General features: G+C 56.3%; 13 protein-coding genes. 7 read left to right on the top strand and 6 right to left on the bottom strand.

Features of this window, described 5'->3' with window-relative positions; genetic code table 11:
• The first annotated feature begins 26 nt into the window (after positions 1-26).
• The 3 genes from U869_RS0103955 to U869_RS0103965 all read left to right on the top strand — a co-directional run bounded on the left by U869_RS0103955 (position 27) and on the right by U869_RS0103965 (position 2124).
• The gene (locus U869_RS0103955) at positions 27-260 is read left to right on the top strand and encodes a helix-turn-helix domain-containing protein (protein WP_025122041.1); all 234 of its coding nucleotides are present in this window, start codon (positions 27-29) and stop codon (positions 258-260) included.
• Between the two features lie 290 nt (positions 261-550).
• Positions 551-1741 (top strand): FAD/NAD(P)-binding oxidoreductase, encoded by a 1191-nt coding sequence (locus U869_RS0103960; protein WP_025122040.1) that lies wholly within the window; start codon positions 551-553, stop codon positions 1739-1741.
• Between the two features lie 11 nt (positions 1742-1752).
• Positions 1753-2124, top strand: a complete 372-nt coding sequence (locus U869_RS0103965; RefSeq protein ID WP_025122039.1) for a hypothetical protein — start codon at positions 1753-1755, stop codon at positions 2122-2124.
• A 72-nt stretch (positions 2125-2196) separates the two neighbouring features.
• Here the strand turns inward: U869_RS0103965 and U869_RS0103970 are convergent, their stop codons facing one another.
• Positions 2197-3108 carry a LysR family transcriptional regulator gene (locus tag U869_RS0103970; protein ID WP_025122038.1) on the bottom strand — a complete coding sequence of 304 codons (912 nt, stop codon included), beginning with the start codon at positions 3106-3108 and terminating at the stop codon, positions 2197-2199.
• Between the two features lie 110 nt (positions 3109-3218).
• Here U869_RS0103970 and U869_RS0103975 point away from each other — a divergent pair, with 110 nt between their 5' ends.
• The gene (locus U869_RS0103975; protein ID WP_025122037.1) at positions 3219-4637 is read left to right on the top strand and encodes an aldehyde dehydrogenase family protein; all 1419 of its coding nucleotides are present in this window, start codon (positions 3219-3221) and stop codon (positions 4635-4637) included.
• Between the two features lie 45 nt (positions 4638-4682).
• Here U869_RS0103975 and U869_RS0103980 read toward each other — a convergent pair whose 3' ends face one another.
• The 4 genes from U869_RS0103980 to U869_RS0103995 form a co-directional block, all read right to left on the bottom strand.
• A complete protein-coding gene (locus U869_RS0103980) occupies positions 4683-6077 on the bottom strand; it encodes an amino acid permease (protein WP_025122036.1) in 1395 nt (464 codons plus the stop codon).
• Between the two features lie 139 nt (positions 6078-6216).
• Positions 6217-7752, bottom strand: a complete 1536-nt coding sequence (hutH, locus tag U869_RS0103985) for a histidine ammonia-lyase (protein WP_025122035.1) — start codon at positions 7750-7752, stop codon at positions 6217-6219.
• Positions 7749-9440, bottom strand: a complete 1692-nt coding sequence (gene hutU / locus U869_RS0103990) for a urocanate hydratase (protein WP_025122034.1) — start codon at positions 9438-9440, stop codon at positions 7749-7751. Before hutU ends, hutH begins: the two co-directional genes overlap by 4 nt.
• Before the next feature lie 394 nt (positions 9441-9834).
• Positions 9835-11172, bottom strand: coding sequence for an aromatic acid/H+ symport family MFS transporter (locus tag U869_RS0103995; protein WP_025122033.1), 1338 nt, complete (start codon positions 11170-11172; stop codon positions 9835-9837).
• A 325-nt stretch (positions 11173-11497) separates the two neighbouring features.
• Here U869_RS0103995 and queE point away from each other — a divergent pair, with 325 nt between their 5' ends.
• Positions 11498-12169: a 7-carboxy-7-deazaguanine synthase QueE gene (queE, locus tag U869_RS0104000; RefSeq protein ID WP_025122032.1), complete on the top strand. Its 672-nt coding sequence runs from the start codon at positions 11498-11500 to the stop codon at positions 12167-12169.
• 126 nt (positions 12170-12295) lie between these two features.
• Here queE and queD read toward each other — a convergent pair whose 3' ends face one another.
• Positions 12296-12655 carry a 6-carboxytetrahydropterin synthase QueD gene (gene queD, locus U869_RS0104005; protein WP_021179400.1) on the bottom strand — a complete coding sequence of 120 codons (360 nt, stop codon included), beginning with the start codon at positions 12653-12655 and terminating at the stop codon, positions 12296-12298.
• Between the two features lie 421 nt (positions 12656-13076).
• Here queD and cysJ point away from each other — a divergent pair, with 421 nt between their 5' ends.
• Positions 13077-14879, top strand: a complete 1803-nt coding sequence (gene cysJ / locus U869_RS0104010; protein WP_025122031.1) for an NADPH-dependent assimilatory sulfite reductase flavoprotein subunit — start codon at positions 13077-13079, stop codon at positions 14877-14879.
• Positions 14879-16594 carry an assimilatory sulfite reductase (NADPH) hemoprotein subunit gene (gene cysI, locus U869_RS0104015; protein WP_025122030.1) on the top strand — a complete coding sequence of 572 codons (1716 nt, stop codon included), beginning with the start codon at positions 14879-14881 and terminating at the stop codon, positions 16592-16594. Before cysJ ends, cysI begins: the two co-directional genes overlap by 1 nt.
• The last annotated feature ends 50 nt before the right edge of the window (positions 16595-16644 follow it).

Consider the following 16644-nt stretch of genomic DNA (forward strand, 5'->3'; position numbering starts at 1 on the left):
CATTGAATACATGACCCAATTCCCATATGCTGTTGTTATCCTCGGCGGAGATCGCCAGATTCAGCGCCGTGTCCCGCACGCATATCAATCGCATCCTCCAGGCTGCGGAAAAATCGGGCTTGCTCACCACCAAAAATAACGTACTGATTGAGTTAAATAGCTCGTTTATTATGATGGCAGAACGCTACTTTAGCCTGTATATGGCGATGGTGGGCTATGGTCTGGATGCGGTCTCGCAAGAGTGTACCGCCAAGCCTTAGCAGGTGAAAACCTCGAATGTGATATAGCTGCAATGTTGAATTGATAGCATTTCATTAATTACCCTGATATTAATGTTGTGCTTCATTCAATATAATGCCATGATTTCGCTGGTGTAATAAAATTCCTATTTTTATAAACCTTTTTGTTTTGCCTTATAGCATTTAACGACTAGACTTTTAAATCTACAAGGGAAACGCCTCATCATCCCTTGCTAAAATACGCCGCTTAGCGCCAGTGGAATAATGCTATTGGCTATCGTACTTTATTGCATACAGGCTGAGAGGTTGGCATGCGAAGTAGGATAATTATTGTGGGTGGTGGTACGGGAGGGACCATACTGGCTAATCTGTTGGCCGCCAAACTCCACCGGGAGGTTATCAATAATCAGGTTGAAATCATGATGATTTCCGACTCCCCGGTACATTATTACAAGCCCGCATTTATGTATGTCGCCTTTAATGCTTTTTTCAAACAGGAATTAACCCGGCCGCAGCAGAGCTTATTGCGGCCAGAAATACAGTTTATTGTTGATAAGGCTGAACAGTTCGACCTGTCACAGCGCTGTATTTATACCCGCAGTGGGAACAAATATAGCTATGATTTTTTAGTGTTTGCCACCGGTTGTGTACCTTGGCCGGAACAGATTGAGGGATTAGCCCAGGCCGGCGATCACTTTTATCAATATCAGGCGGCGCGCCAATTGGCGCAAAAGCTGGCCACCATCGAGAAAGGCCGCATTTTTATCACCGTGTCATTCCCGCAAACGCCTAACGTCCCGCACCAATGTGGCATTGCCCCGATAGAAACGACCCTGATGCTGGACGATTATCTCCGGCGGCGCGGGGTGCGTAGCAACGTAGAAATTGTCTATACCTACCCGACCATTTCACAGCTGCTGCGTAACTGTCTATTCCTGCAACGCCCCACCGGCGAGGCTTTACCCAGCATTTTTGCCGCCCGTGACATCAAACACCAGCGCGGTTTTACCCTGAGCAAAGTTGATAGCGAACGGCATATTGCCTATTCCAGCGAGGGTGATGAACAACCCTTCGACATTCTGATGGCCACCCCGCCGATCCGTGCGGTGGAAGCGGTGCGTAACACCGGGCTGAGCGATATCAATAATGGCGAAGGCTGGCTCCCCACCGATCACCAGACGCTACAGGTTTATGGGCAGCAGGGCGTGTACGTGATTGGCGATACCGTCGATCTGCCGGTGAGCAAGGCGGGCGGTTCCTGCCATAACCAGGCCCCGGTGATTGCCGACAATATTGTTGCGGAACTGCGCCTGGGTCAGCCTCACAGCCATTACGACGGCAAGGTACAGGCCATTGCCCAAATGGGGCTACAGGCCGGTATGCCGCTGGTGTATGACTATCGCCATGACGTGATACCCACCCCCGCCACCAAGCTGGGCGGCATGCTGCGCAATGGGTTTAACCGTGGCCTGTACTGGGCCTCCGTGCGTGGACTGATTTGAACGGAGGAAATATGGACCCATCGCAAGCACAGCCGTTAGAGGCCCTGTTGGCAAAGCTCGATCCGCTGCTGGCGACCGGCAGGCTGGATAATGTGGTCGATCTGCTCTCACTGCTGTCTGACCTGACGGACATTGCGGATAACGCTCTGGTGGAAAAACTGGCTGGCGTGTTTGAAGGGGTGGTCGCCGCCGGTTGGGAAGGCGGCATGGCGCTGAAGATGGCGCATAGCGAACTGCAAATGAATACCTCAGCGGCCAACTACCGTGCGGTTTATGCGCTGCTACGCCAGCCGGACACCTTATTGGGATTGATGCTGGTGCTGCGCACCTTGCAAATCATCGGCCAGCGTTTACGTACCTCGGCCTTACCACCAGACACCTGATGGCAAGCCTTCCCCTTCCACAGCCGCTGGGGGCTGGGCCTTGATTGACACCCATTATTCTCTTTCGGGCCACTAGCCAATCACGATACCGTTGTCACGGTGTTCATGGATCAGGTCGATCAGCGCGCGCAGTCGGGCAGGCAAATAACGACGCCCGGAATAATACAGCCTGAGACCGCCAAAGGGTTGGCTCCAGGCTGTCAGCAGCGGGATTAGCTCGCCTTTGGCCACGTCGTCACGAATAAACCATTCTGCGATGAATGCCAGCCCCACGCCGTTCAAAGCCGCCTGACGGATCGCCCGGCTCTCGTTGAGCGTGATGCGTACTGGCATATCCACCTGCAATTTCCGCCCGTCCCGCTCCAGTTCCCAATGGTAAATGCCGCCATGGGACATGCGCATGCCGATCCCCTGGTGCCGTAACAACTCGTCCGGTTGCTGCGGTGTGCCGTGGCGAGCCAGATAATCGGGGCTGGCGACGATCAGCATGCGGATATCCGCGGTTAGGGGCACGGCGATCATATCCTGCGGCACGGATTCGGCCAGGCGGATACCGGCATCGAAGCCGTCGGCCACAATGTCGACCATACGCGGTTCGGTAACGATATCTATATTCACCTGCGGATAACGCCGCATGTATTCCACCAGCAGCGGCTCCAAAAGCATCAACGCCGTTTCTGGGGGCGCATTGATGCGCAGCGTACCGCTTGGCGCATCGGGTTCTGCGCTCACTTCTTCGCTAGCCCGCTGGATTTCGGCCAGCGCGGGAGTGATGCGTTCAACGAAACGCAGGCCTGCATCCGTCAGCGCCACGCTACGGGTGGAACGATTGAACAGCCGAGCCTGCAATCTGGCTTCCAACCCGGCAACCGCGCTGCTCACGGCGCTAGTGGACATCCCCAGCTCACGGGCCGCCGCACGAAAGCTGCGGTGACGCGCCACGGCTAATACCACTTCGAGTTCGGTGATCCCACTACGTTGCATGGATTATCCTGATTTTCGCTACAAGCCATGCATGATAAGCCTACTTATCCGCATGATAAAGCCTCTCTATACTGCCATGTATTCGCTCATGGTGAGTGTGGAGACAGAAAATGCAGCAGATTGAACAGATTTATATTAACGGCGAATTTGTGGCCCCTCATGGTGATGAATGGTTTGATTTGCATAATCCCAGCACCGAGCAGGTGATTGGGCGTGTTCGCCTGGGGGATGAGGAAGATACCCGCCGGGCGATTGCGGCTGCCAAAGCGGCGTTTCCTGCCTGGTCACGCACTACCAAGGCTGAACGCATCGCCATGTTGAGCCGTATGCATCAGGCGGTTCTGGCTCGTGAGGACGAGCTGATGGCGGCGATTGTGACCGAATATGGTGCACCCTCGGTGCGTTCCCGCTGGATGGCAACCTATCCGACCAGCGTGATCGAACAGGCCATTGCGGCACTGGACGCATTTGAATTTGAAGAGCAGGCAGGGGCTGCACAGGTATGGATGACGCCAGTAGGCGTCGCCGGTTTGATCACGCCCTGGAACAGTGACGCGGGCTTTATCTGCAACAAGCTTGCCACCGCACTGGCGGCGGGCTGTACGGCAGTGATCAAGCCCAGCGAAATGAGTGCCATGCAGACGCAGATTATCACCGAAGCCCTGCATCAGGCCGGATTACCGGCGGGCGTGTTCAATATTGTCAACGGACGCGGCGATGTAGTTGGCGCGGAACTGACCCGCAATCCAGATGTGGCGAAAATCTCCTTTACCGGTTCAACGGTGGTGGGCAAACACATTGTGGCTGCGGGTGCCGATACCATGAAGCGTGTCACGCTGGAGCTGGGGGGCAAATCGCCGACGCTATTGCTGGATGATGCCGATTTTCCCGCCGCGATCGAGATGATCCTGCAGGCCGGGTTTATGAACAGTGGTCAGGCTTGTGTTGCCGGGACGCGCATTCTGGTTCCTCATCACCGTCTGGCGGAATTTGAAAAGGTCGCTGTTGAGGCAATCGCTCACATCAAGTCCGGCGATCCCCGCGAGGCCGACACTGACATTGGGCCGATGGTCAGCCGCAAGCAGTGGGAGCGAGTACAGGGATATATCCGCCTCGGGCTGGAGGAGGGCGCGACTCTGCTGGCTGGAGGGCCGGAACGCCCAGGAGGCTTAACTCGTGGCTGGTTTGTCAAACCGACCCTCTTTAGTCATGCCAATAATCAGATGCGTATTGCCCGCGAGGAAATTTTTGGCCCGGTGTTAACTATCTTGCCGTACCGGGATGAAGCTGAAGCGATTGCCATTGCTAATGATACCACTTACGGTCTAAGCGCCATGGTGATCGGCCAGGATCGCCAGCGGTGCATTGCGGTTGCACGGCAAATTGAGTCAGGAAGAGTGTTGATCAACACGCTAGCCCATGAACCGAAAGCACCCTTTGGCGGTTTTAAACAGTCCGGGCTGGGGAGAGAAATGGGCAAGTGGGGCATGAGCGCCTATCTGGAGCCGAAAACGGTCATGATAGGGTGATGTTCAGGCTCCCAGCCTCATACACTAAAGGCTGGGAGCCTGGTTTTACCGGCTTTGCGTCGAGACTACGGCGGGTGAACCCCCACCTTTTTTGCGTACCCACAACGTATAAGCCAGCGTCAGGAAGGCTACCCAGACTAGCCCGACATACAGCGCGATACGGCTTTCCTCAAAGTAACCGAGCAGGCCGATCACGAAGACCATAAACGCCGTAGCCAAGGCGGGAGCGACCGGCCACCAAGGCACCGGGAAGCCGAGCTTCGCCACTTCATCTTTAGTGAGCGTACGGCGCATGGCGATTTGTGACAGCAGGATCATCAGCCAGACCCATACCGTGGCAAAGGTCGCGATGGAGGCAATGATGATAAAGATCTGTTTGGGGATCAGGTAGTTAAGCACTACGGCCAGCAGCAATGCGATGGACATCACCAGCACGGTCATCCAAGGCACGCCGTTACCGGTCAACTTGGTGAAGGCCTTCGGTGCCTGGCCATCCTGTGCCATGCCGTACATCATGCGGCCAGCGCCGAAGATATCGCTGTTGATGGCGGAGATGGCGGCGGTGATCACCACCACGTTCAACACGTTAGCCGCCGAGCTGATGCCCATATGGCTGAAGATTTCGACAAACGGGCTGCCGTTCTGGCCGATGCTGTTCCACGGGTAGATCGACATCAACACCAGCAGGGTCAGCACATAGAACAACAGGATACGGACGGGCACGGCGTTGATTGCCTTGGGCAGCACTTTGGCAGGATCTTTGGCTTCGCTGGCGGTGATACCGATGATTTCGATGCCGCCGAAGGCAAACATCACCACCGCCAGAGAGGCAATGACGCCACCGATGCCGTTAGGCATAAATCCGCCGTGCTGCCATAGGTTGCTGAAACCGGTGGCTTCCTGCGTGACGCCGAAGCCGAACAGCATTACGGCGGCTCCGCCAATGATCATCGCCACGATGGCGGCCACCTTGACCAGCGACAGCCAGAACTCCATCTCGCCAAACACTTTGACGCTGCACAGGTTAAGCGCGCCAATAAACAGAATGATGCTCAGCACCCAGACCCATTGCGCGACGTCCGGGAACCATAGCCCCATATAGATACCGAAGGCCGTCACGTCGGCCAGCGCCACGATCACCATTTCAAAGGTGTAGGTCCAACCGGTGAGGAACCCGGCCAACGGGCCGAGATAATGACTGGCGTAGTGGCCAAAGGAGCCGGAGACCGGCTGATGCACCGCCATTTCCCCTAATGCTCGCATCACCATAAATACCGCCGCACCGCCCACCAGATAGGCAAGCAGCACGGCCGGGCCAGCCAGTTGGATCGCACCGGCAGAGCCATAAAACAGGCCGGTGCCGATGGCCGAGCCGAGGGCCATAAAGCGGATATGTCGCGCGTTCAGGCCACGCCGGAGCTGGGGTTTCTCATTACGCATGTTGCTTCTCCGTTTTAATCATGTTGTTGTCGGACAGGCAGCGCTATCCGCGCCGGGGGAACGAACCCAGGCGGGATAGAGGACGAATTGTGCAGGGTAATAAGCGTGCCCCAGACTGACGGGGCACGGCTTAAAGGCGTTACGCCTGGCTAGGTAACAAGGTGGTAGGGACCAGAGCGGTCAGATGGCCTGCCGCTAACAGTTGGCTGACCGCCTCGATATCGGGGGCGAAGAACCGGTCCTTATCGTAGTAGGCGACGTGCTCGCGCAGCAGGTGGCGTGCCTGTTCCAGACCTGCGGTAGTTTGCAGACCTTTACGCAGATCCAGCCCCTGGCAAGCCGCTAACCATTCCACGGCCAGAATGCCGCGCACGTTATCCGCCATTTCCCACAGACGGCGGCCCGCTGCCGGTGCCATCGAGACATGGTCTTCCTGGTTGGCAGACGTCGGTATGCTGTCTACGCTGGCCGGGTGTGCCAGAGCCTTGTTCTCGCTGGTTAGCGCAGCGGCGGTGACCTGGGCGATCATAAAGCCGGAGTTCACTCCGCCGTTATCCACCAGGAACGGGGGTAGCTGCGACATGTGCTTATCCATCATCAACGAGATACGGCGCTCGGAGAGTGAACCGATTTCGGCGAACGCCAGCGCCAGATTATCGGCGGCCATGGCTACCGGTTCGGCGTGGAAGTTGCCGCCGGACAGCACATCGCCCTGTTCGGCAAATACCAGCGGGTTATCGGAAACGGCGTTGGCCTCAATTTCCAGCACCTCTGCGGCCTGGCGGATCTGCGTCAGGCAGGCACCCATGACTTGCGGTTGGCAGCGCAGGGAGTAAGGATCTTGCACCTTCTCACAGTTGGCGTGCGAATCAGACACCGCGCTACGCGTGCCAAGCAAGTGGCGATAAGCGGCGGCGGCATCGATCTGGCCACGCTGGCCACGGACTTCATGAATACGCGGGTCGAACGGGCTACGAGAACCCAGAGCGGCCTCAACGGTCAGGCTGCCGGTAACGGTGGCAGCGGCATACAGGTCTTCGGCATCAAACAGGCCACGCAGTGCAAAGGCAGCGGAAACCTGGGTACCGTTCAGCAGTGCCAAACCTTCCTTCGCCGCCAGCGTTAACGGCTTCAGACCCGCTTTGGCCAGTGCTTCGGTAGCTGGTAACCATTCGCCCTGATAACGGGCTTTGCCTTCACCCAGCAGCACCAGACTCATATGTGCCAATGGTGCCAGATCGCCGGAAGCGCCAACGGAGCCTTTCAGCGGGATATGCGGATACACTTCGGCATTCACCAGCGCCATCAGCGCCTGGATCACTTCCAGACGGATGCCGGAGAAGCCACGTGACAGGCTGTTAATCTTCAGCACCATAATCAGGCGCACCAGATTGTCGTCGGTAGGCGCACCGACACCGGCCGCATGTGACAGCACGATGGAACGTTGCAGGTTTTCCAAATCCTCACGGGCGATACGGGTGGAGGCCAACAGGCCAAAGCCGGTATTGATGCCGTAAGTGGTGCGGTTCTCTTCCACGATGCGTTCCACACAGGATACGCTCTGCTGGATCGGGCCATAGGCGTTGTCGTCCAGCGTCAGGGTGACTGGTTGTTGATAAACCTGGCGCAGTTCGGCCAGCGTCAGCTTGCCTGGGCGGATAGTCAGAGCTTTCATGCTTTGTCTCCCTGAGTAGCGGCAACCATTGGCAGGTTCAGACCTTGCTCGCGAGCACAGTCGATGGCGATGTCGTAACCCGCATCGGCATGGCGCATCACGCCAGTAGCCGGGTCGTTATGCAGTACGCGGGCGATACGCTCGGCGGCTTCATCGGTGCCGTCACAGACGATCACCATCCCGGAGTGCTGGGAGAAGCCCATACCGACGCCGCCGCCGTGGTGTAGAGACACCCAAGTTGCGCCGCTGGCGGTGTTGAGCAGGGCATTGAGCAGTGGCCAGTCGGATACGGCATCCGAGCCATCTTTCATTGATTCGGTTTCGCGGTTCGGGCTGGCGACCGAGCCGGAGTCCAAGTGGTCACGGCCAATGACGATCGGAGCAGAAAGTTCGCCGCTGCGTACCATCTCGTTGAATGCCAGACCCAGCTTGGCGCGTTGGCCCAGGCCGACCCAGCAGATACGCGCTGGCAGACCCTGGAAGCTGATGCGCTCACGCGCCATATCCAGCCAACGGTGCAGGTGCTCATCGTCCGGGATCAGCTCTTTGACCATCGCGTCGGTCTTGTAGATATCCTGTGGATCGCCAGACAGCGCAGCCCAACGGAACGGACCGACGCCACGGCAGAACAGCGGACGAATATAGGCAGGCACAAAGCCTGGGAAGTCAAAGGCGTTGGTGACGCCCATCTCTTTGGCCATCTGGCGGATGTTGTTGCCGTAGTCGAAGGTTGGCACGCCCATCTTCTGGAAGGCCAGCATGGCTTCGACGTGTTCGGCCATCGACTGCTTGGCAGCCTTCACCACCACCGCAGGTTCGGTTTGTGCACGACGGCGATACTCTTCCCAGCTCCAGCCTTTTGGCAGGTAACCGTTGAGCGGATCGTGGGCACTGGTCTGGTCGGTGACCATGTCCGGGCGCACGCCGCGCTTGACCAGTTCAGGCAGGATTTCTGCCGCGTTGCCACACAGGGCGATCGAGATGGCTTTGCCTTCGGCGCAGTATTTTTTCAGACGCGCCAGTGCGTCATCCAGATCGGTCGCCTGCTCATCGACGTAGCGGGTTTTCAGACGGAAATCGATACGACTTTGCTGGCATTCAATGTTGAGCGAGCTGGCCCCGGCCAAGGTTGCGGCCAGAGGCTGTGCGCCACCCATGCCACCCAGCCCGGCGGTCAGCACCCAGCGGCCTTTCAGGCTGCCGTCGTAGTGTTGGCGGCCTGCTTCAACGAAGGTTTCGTAAGTGCCCTGCACGATGCCTTGGCTGCCGATGTAGATCCAGCTACCTGCGGTCATTTGGCCGTACATCGCCAGACCCTTGGCATCCAGCTCGTTAAAGTGTTCCCAGGTGGCCCAGTGAGGCACCAGGTTGGAGTTGGCAATCAGCACGCGCGGGGCGTTACTGTGGGTTTTGAATACGCCGACCGGCTTGCCGGACTGCACCAGCAAGGTTTCGTCGTCTTCCAGAGTTTTGAGGGTGGCAACAATCTTGTCGTAACAGTCCCAATCACGGGCTGCGCGGCCGATACCGCCATAGACCACCAGTTCGTGTGGATTTTCAGCCACTTCAGGATCGAGGTTGTTCATCAGCATGCGCAGCGGCGCTTCGGTCAGCCAGCTTTTGGCCGTTAATTGTGTGCCGCGGGGCGCGCGAATATCAACATGGCGAACTTTGTTATTTGCAGTCACAGCTAGTTCCTCAAACGGTATCGGTACAAGTCTCATCTCATGGCGAAAACACAGGCCATAACAATGAGCAGGGTTTATTAACATATACTTGTATGTACAAGCATATGCAACAGCGATGACGATTTGAGAAAAATGGCATAAGCAAAAGTTATTTTTGTTTTAAATCAGTTAGTTAATTTTGTTTTTCAGCTTAACGTCATTAGCCGGAGGCGGTAAAACAGTGAGCTGTGCTACAAAAATGAATTAAAATAGTGTCATTTTTGAGCGATAAATCACAATAATTTTACATATGGATTACAACTTGGCGGGATCGATAAAAAAAACGTATTACCGGGGACGTAGGGGCGCTGCATGCTGCGCCCGATAAGCAACGCCCGCTAATTAAATCAGTAAGTTAGTGAACGGGTTGCAGTGCGCTCGAACGTGTCATCTTGAACACCGTAGCCAGGCTGGCCAACAGCGCAGGGATCGCCAGGAACAGCAAAATACTCTGCACCTGCCACTCCATCGCTAATAGCTGAGCCGCCATCATGGTGCCAGCTACGCCGCCAAAGCGGCCAATCCCCTGCATCCAGGCAATACCGGTTGCGCGGCTATGCGTTGGGTAGTAGGTCGCCGCCAGGGTTTGCAGGCCGGATTGCGCGCCGTTCATGGTGATGCCCATCAGGAAAATAAAGGCACCGAGCAGCACGATCTGGCTATCCTCTGTGGCCATCGCCACAATCAGCAGGGCGCTGATGGCAAAGCCGGTGGCCACCACTTTGTGGGCATTCCAGCGGTCCATCAACCAACCGGCCATCAGGATCCCCAGCGTACCGCCAAAGGTGAACAGCGAAGTCAAGATCGCCGACTGCTCAAGCTGATATCCCAGACCCTGCATCAATAACGGCATCCAGCTCAGCAATACGTAGTAGATCACCAACCCCATAAAGTAGGTTAGCCACAGCATCAATGTCCCCACCAGGTAGGGGCGGCTGAACAGCAAGCCGACGCTGGTTTTCGACAAGGCCAGCTTGTCTTCATACAGGTAGAAGCGGGTGATATGGCTGATATTGTGGCTGATAAAGTGTTGGGCAATCTGTTTGATTTTTGCCGCATCATGACCACGGTTCACCATGTATTTCACCGATTCCGGCAACAGCAGGATCAACAGAATGGTGAGCAACAGCGGGGCAATGGCCCCCAGCAGCAGCACGCTGTGCCAGCCATAAGCGGGGATCAGCCAGGAAGAGATGGCGCCACCGCCAGCCGCTCCTAACGGAAATCCACAGTACATGGTGTTGATGGCCAGCGATCGGCAACGCTGCGGGGCGTATTCGGAGATCAGCGTGATGGCATTGGGCATGGCGGCACCCAGCCCAAGTCCGGTGAGGAAGCGCCATAGCGTCAGGCTATTGAGTGACCCCGCGTAGGCGGTGGCCAGGCTGGAAAGGCCAAAGAACAGACAGGAGAACACCAGCACCCGCTTACGGCCAACGCGGTCGGAAATCGGCCCGGCAATCAGGGCGCCCAACGAAAGGCCCAGCAGCGCTGCGCTTAATACTGGCCCCAGATCCTGTTTGACGATCCCCCAGTCTTTGGCCACCGAAGGGGCGATGTAGCCCATCGCCGCCGTATCGTAACCGTCGATCGCCAGGATCAGGAAACCCAGGATGATCAGGGTCCAGTGAAACAGCGAAAACTTGCTGTCGTCGATAGCCTGCTGAATATTCAACTCGGTGGAGTGAGCCATAATCCCCTCTAAACGCAGATAAGATGCTGATGGATGGATCGTCGGAACTGCGCCCGACTTGTGCCTGCCTGTCTATACATCTGCGTCACTGTCACGGTTTGTGTCAAATGATTTTAAATTATTTGTTAATTGTATGTTTGTTTTTCGTGGTGGATAACATCAGTCATTTGCGTTAAGTCTGCAATAAACGTCACCTATTAGCGGGTTAGCCGGAGAAAGCTGCTGGCTGTTGGCAGCGGGAAAAGATTTCATACAATTTTCCCGGTTTGGCCGCCAGGGAGGGATCTGCGATAATGCTGCTTTCCCCTTCGAAATTGAGAAAGCGATGCAGTACCCGATTAACGAGATGTTCCAGACCTTGCAGGGCGAAGGCTATTTCACCGGCGTTCCAGCCATTTTTATTCGTCTACAGGGTTGCCCGGTGGGATGCAGCTGGTGCGACACCAAACACACCTGGGAAAAGGACGCCGATCGGGAAGTGGATATGCAACGCATCCTGGTGAAAACTGCCGAGAGCGATGCCTGGGGCAGTGCCAGCGCAGAGCAACTACTGGCGGTGATCGAGCAGCAGGGCTATACCGCACGCCATATCGTGATCACCGGCGGGGAGCCGTGCATCTACGATCTGATCCCGATGACCAAGCTGTTTGAGAATGCGGGCTTCGGCTGCCAGATCGAAACCAGCGGTACCCATGAAATCCTCTGCACCCCCAATACCTGGGTAACCGTTTCACCCAAAGTGAATATGCGCGGTGGCTTGAAGGTGGTAGAACAGGCGCTGATGCGGGCCGATGAGATCAAACATCCGATTGGGCGGGAGCGTGATATCGAGGCGTTGGATGAGTTGCTGGCGACGTTGCATGACGAAAAACAGCGGATTATCGCCTTGCAGCCGATTAGCCAAAAGGAAGAGGCGACGCGGCTATGTATTGAAACCTGTATTGCCCGCAACTGGCGGCTTTCGATGCAGACGCACAAGTATCTGAATATCGCCTGAGATTGGCCCCTCACCCCAGATTTGCTCCAGAAAATGTGGGAAATATCAGCGAACTCGATCGGTTCCCTCTCCTTGGGGAGAGGGTTAGGGTGAGGGGAATCGCACTTGGCCAAACCCCTTCATCTATTAACCTTTATATACGCAGCCAGCGGTACAGGTCTCTTTAACCATCACCGCCGACAGCTCTGGCAGTTGCGGTTTCAACTGCTGCCAAATCCAGGCGGCAAGCACTTCGCTGGTCGGATTCTCCAGGCCAGGGATGTCGTTCAGATTATAGTGGTCCAGGCGCTGCCAGATAGGCTTGAAGGCGGCCTTCAGCTCGGCAAAATCCATCACCCAGCCGGTGTGGGCATCCACTTCCCCGGTAACTTCGATACGCACCATGAACGAATGCCCGTGCAGACGGCCGCATTTATGGCCCTCCGGTACGTTTGGCAGGTGGTGTGCGGCTTCAAACTGAAAATCTTTAAATAGCGTGGTTGCCATTTGCTACGGCCTCATTGACTCAAAAAACCGCCGAATAGTAACGGAAAGTGAGCCTGCTGACTAATCTTACTCACCTGATAAGGGCTGGTGCTTGATCTTCATGGGGCGGTGCGCGAATAAATTTGTTCGGCCACAGAAAGACTTATCGGGTGCCTCTCCCGAGCTTAAATGCGAGTCATTCCACTTTTTGTAAAATAACCCATTAACTATCAATAAATTAAAAATAACCTTCTAACGGTTTAGTCGCTATCCCTTACCAGGAAAACTGCTTAGTCGTTTTGGTTATTAATTATTGCTATCCCTTATTTAATCGTTGCAATTACGCTCGGTAACCTTACAAACTCTCCTGGTCTTTTCAGGACATCACACAATAACAATTACAGCGACTGACACTGGCTAAGCATAGGATATCCGTACCGCGATGACGACTCAGGTTCCTCCAACATCTTTGCTCCCGCTGACACCCGAACAGCTCTCGAGTTTACAGGCCGTCATCGGTGGGTATTCCCCAACGCAGCTGGCGTGGTTGTCCGGTTACTTCTGGGGCATGGTTAATCAGCAGCCGGGAAGCGTGGCCTCGGCACCGGTTGCCGCGGCTCCTGCGGCCAGCATTACCCTGATTTCTGCCTCTCAGACCGGCAATGCTCGTCGTCTGGCCGAACAGCTCCGTGACGATCTGCTGGCGGCCAAGCTGAGCGTGACCTTGGTGAATGCCGGTGACTACAAGTTCAAGCAAATCGCCCAGGAACGTCTGCTGGTGGTGGTCGCTTCTACCCAAGGCGAAGGCGAGCCAGCGGAAGAGGCCGTCGCGCTGCATAAATTCCTGCATTCGAAAAAAGCGCCTAAGCTCACTGAAACCGCCTTTGCGGTGTTTGGCCTGGGGGATAGCTCTTATGAGAATTTCTGCCAGTCCGGCAAAGACTTTGATGGCAAGCTGGCGGAACTGGGCGCAGAACGCCTGGTGGAGCGCATCGATGCCGATGTGGATTATCAGGAACTGGCCGTAGCCTGGCGCAAGCAGGTGGTGGAAGTTCTGAAGTCGCGAGCGCCTGTGGAAAACAGCGCACCGGCGGCACTGGCCAGCGGTGCGGTCGATCTGATTGATAGCAGCCCTTACAGCAAAGAACAGCCGCTGACCGCCCAACTGGCGGCCAAGCAAAAGATCACCGGCCGTGCTTCCGATAAAGATGTGCGCCATATCGAAATTGATTTAGGCGATTCCGGCCTGCGCTATCAACCGGGTGATGCGCTCGGCGTGTGGTTTGACAACGATCCGGCGCTGGTGGATGAGTTGGTGCAACTGCTGTGGCTGAAAGGCGATGAGCCCGTTGAGGTTGAAGGGCAAACCCTGCCGTTGCGCGATGCCCTGCGCAGCCACTTTGAACTGACGCAAAATACCACGCTGATTGTGGAAAAATATGCCGGGCTGTCACGGGACGAACAACTGATTGGCCTGCTGGCCGATAAGCCTAAACTGCAACACTACGCCCAAAACATCCCGATTGTGGACATGGTACGCCAGGCTCCTGCCGATCTCAGCGCAGAGCAGTTACTCAGCCTGCTGCGCCCGCTGACGCCGCGCCTGTACTCCATTGCCTCTTCTCAGGCGGAAAATGACAGCGAAGTGCATATCACCGTTGGTGTGGTGCGCTACGACATTGATGGCCGCAGCCGTGCCGGCGGTGCCTCCAGCTTCCTGGCCGATCGTCTGGAAGAAGAAGGTGAACTGCGGGTATTTATCGAACATAACGACAACTTCCGTTTGCCGGCCAACCCGGAAACGCCGGTGATCATGATCGGCCCGGGTACCGGCATTGCCCCGTTCCGCGCCTTTATGCAGCAGCGCGAAGCCGACGGTGCCGGGGGAAAAAACTGGCTGTTCTTCGGCAATCCGCACTTTACCGAAGACTTCCTGTACCAGGTTGAATGGCAGCGCTATGTGAAGGATGGCCTGCTGACCCGCATCGATCTGGCCTGGTCACGGGATCAACAACATAAAGTTTACGTGCAGGACAAGCTGCGCGAGCACGGAGCGGAAGTCTGGAACTGGATCCAGCAAGGCGCACACATCTATGTCTGTGGCGACGCCAACCGCATGGCGAAAGACGTTGAAAATACATTGTTAGCACTGGTGGCCGAGCACGGTGGTATGGATACCGAGCTGGCAGACGAATTCTTAAGCGAGCTGCGCCTTGAGCGCCGTTATCAGCGAGACGTTTACTGATGAGTGATAAACACCCCGGGCCTCTGGTGGTTGAAGGCAAACTGGCCGATGCCGAGCGTCTGAAGAAAGAGAGTAATTTCCTGCGCGGAACCATTGCCGAAGATTTACAGGACGGTCTCACCGGCGGTTTTACCGGCGATAACTTCTTGCTGATCCGTTTCCACGGCATGTATCAGCAGGACGATCGCGATATTCGTGCCGAACGTGCAGAGCAAAAGCTCGAGCCGCGCCACGCCATGATGCTGCGCTGCCGTCTACCGGGGGGGATTATTTCTCCGCAGCAGTGGCTGGGCATCGACAAATTTGCCGCCGAAAGCACGCTGTACGGCAGCATTCGTATCACCAACCGCCAGACGTTCCAGTTTCACGGCATCGTCAAAGGCAACGTGAAACCGGTGCACCAGTTGCTGAACCGCCTGGGGCTGGATGCGCTGGCGACCGCCAACGACGTGAACCGTAACGTACTCTGCACCTCGAACCCGGTGGAGTCGGAACTGCATCAGGAGGCGTACGAATGGGCGAAGAAAATCTCCGAGCACTTGCTGCCGCGTACCCGTGCCTATGCCGAAGTGTGGCTGGATAAAGAAAAAGTCGCGACCACGGACGAAGAGCCGATCCTGGGAGCCACTTACCTGCCACGCAAGTTTAAAACTACGGTGGTGATCCCACCGCAGAACGATGTGGATCTGCACGCCAATGACATGAACTTTGTGGCGATTGCCGAGCACGGCAAACTGGTGGGCTTTAACCTGCTGGTGGGTGGCGGTCTGTCCATCGAGCACGGCAACAAGAAAACCTATGCGCGTACGGCGAGTGAGTTTGGCTATATTCCGTTGGAGCACACGTTGGCCGTCGCAGAAGCGGTAGTGACGACCCAGCGCGATTGGGGCAACCGTACCGACCGTAAGAACGCGAAAACTAAATATACGCTGGAGCGGGTAGGAGTAGATACTTTCCGCGCCGAAGTCGAAAAGCGTGCCGGTATCACCTTTGCGCCGGTGCGTCCGTACGAGTTTACCGGCCGTGGCGATCGCATCGGCTGGGTTAAAGGGGTCGATAACCACTGGCACCTGACGCTGTTTATTGAAAACGGCCGTCTGCTGGATTACCCAGGCCGTCCGCTGAAAACCGGTGTGGCCGAGATCGCCAAGATCCACCAGGGTGATTTCCGCTTAACGGCTAACCAGAACCTGATCGTCGCCGGGGTACCGGAAAGTGAAAAGGCCAGGATCGAAGCTCTGGCGCGCCAACATGGTCTGATCGACGACGGTATCAGCGAGCAGCGCAAGAACTCAATGGCCTGCGTGTCCTATCCAACTTGCCCGCTGGCGATGGCGGAGGCCGAACGCTTCCTGCCGGAGTTTGTGACCAAGGTCGAGGGCATCATGCATCAGCATGGCGTGGGTGATGAGCATGTGGTGCTGCGTATCACCGGTTGCCCGAACGGCTGTGGCCGGGCGCTGTTGGCGGAGATTGGCCTGGTAGGTAAAGCGATTGGTCGCTACAACCTGCATCTGGGTGGTAACCGTGAAGGGACGCGCATTCCCCGCATGTATCGGGAAAACATTAACGAAGAGGAAATCCTGCAAACTATCGATCAACTGGTAGGCCGCTGGGCAACGGAGCGTAACGCTGGCGAAGGCTTTGGCGATTTCACCGTTCGCACCGGCATTATTCGGCCGGTGTTGGATCCTGCGCAGGATTTCTGGGAATAACTTTCTGACTTTCCTCTCTCTTTGGTGCTGAGCTTAGGCACATTCGATCC

This window comes from Serratia sp. H1w (assembly GCF_000633355.1).
In the GTDB taxonomy this organism is placed as follows: Bacteria; Pseudomonadota; Gammaproteobacteria; order Enterobacterales; family Enterobacteriaceae; genus Chania.

Excerpts from the sequence above, each read along its gene's own strand:
- U869_RS0103975 (WP_025122037.1), top strand. The coding sequence starts at position 3,219 with ATGCAGCAGATTGAACAGATTTATATTAACGGCGAATTTGTGGCCCCT.
- U869_RS0103960 (WP_025122040.1), top strand. The coding sequence starts at position 551 with ATGCGAAGTAGGATAATTATTGTGGGTGGTGGTACGGGAGGGACCATA.
- U869_RS0103955 (WP_025122041.1), top strand. The coding sequence starts at position 27 with ATGCTGTTGTTATCCTCGGCGGAGATCGCCAGATTCAGCGCCGTGTCC.
- queD (WP_021179400.1), bottom strand. The coding sequence starts at position 12,655 with ATGGCAACCACGCTATTTAAAGATTTTCAGTTTGAAGCCGCACACCAC.
- cysI (WP_025122030.1), top strand. The coding sequence starts at position 14,879 with ATGAGTGATAAACACCCCGGGCCTCTGGTGGTTGAAGGCAAACTGGCC.
- U869_RS0103995 (WP_025122033.1), bottom strand. The coding sequence starts at position 11,172 with ATGGCTCACTCCACCGAGTTGAATATTCAGCAGGCTATCGACGACAGC.
- U869_RS0103980 (WP_025122036.1), bottom strand. The coding sequence starts at position 6,077 with ATGCGTAATGAGAAACCCCAGCTCCGGCGTGGCCTGAACGCGCGACAT.
- cysJ (WP_025122031.1), top strand. The coding sequence starts at position 13,077 with ATGACGACTCAGGTTCCTCCAACATCTTTGCTCCCGCTGACACCCGAA.
- U869_RS0103970 (WP_025122038.1), bottom strand. The coding sequence starts at position 3,108 with ATGCAACGTAGTGGGATCACCGAACTCGAAGTGGTATTAGCCGTGGCG.
- U869_RS0103965 (WP_025122039.1), top strand. The coding sequence starts at position 1,753 with ATGGACCCATCGCAAGCACAGCCGTTAGAGGCCCTGTTGGCAAAGCTC.
- queE (WP_025122032.1), top strand. The coding sequence starts at position 11,498 with ATGCAGTACCCGATTAACGAGATGTTCCAGACCTTGCAGGGCGAAGGC.
- hutH (WP_025122035.1), bottom strand. The coding sequence starts at position 7,752 with ATGAAAGCTCTGACTATCCGCCCAGGCAAGCTGACGCTGGCCGAACTG.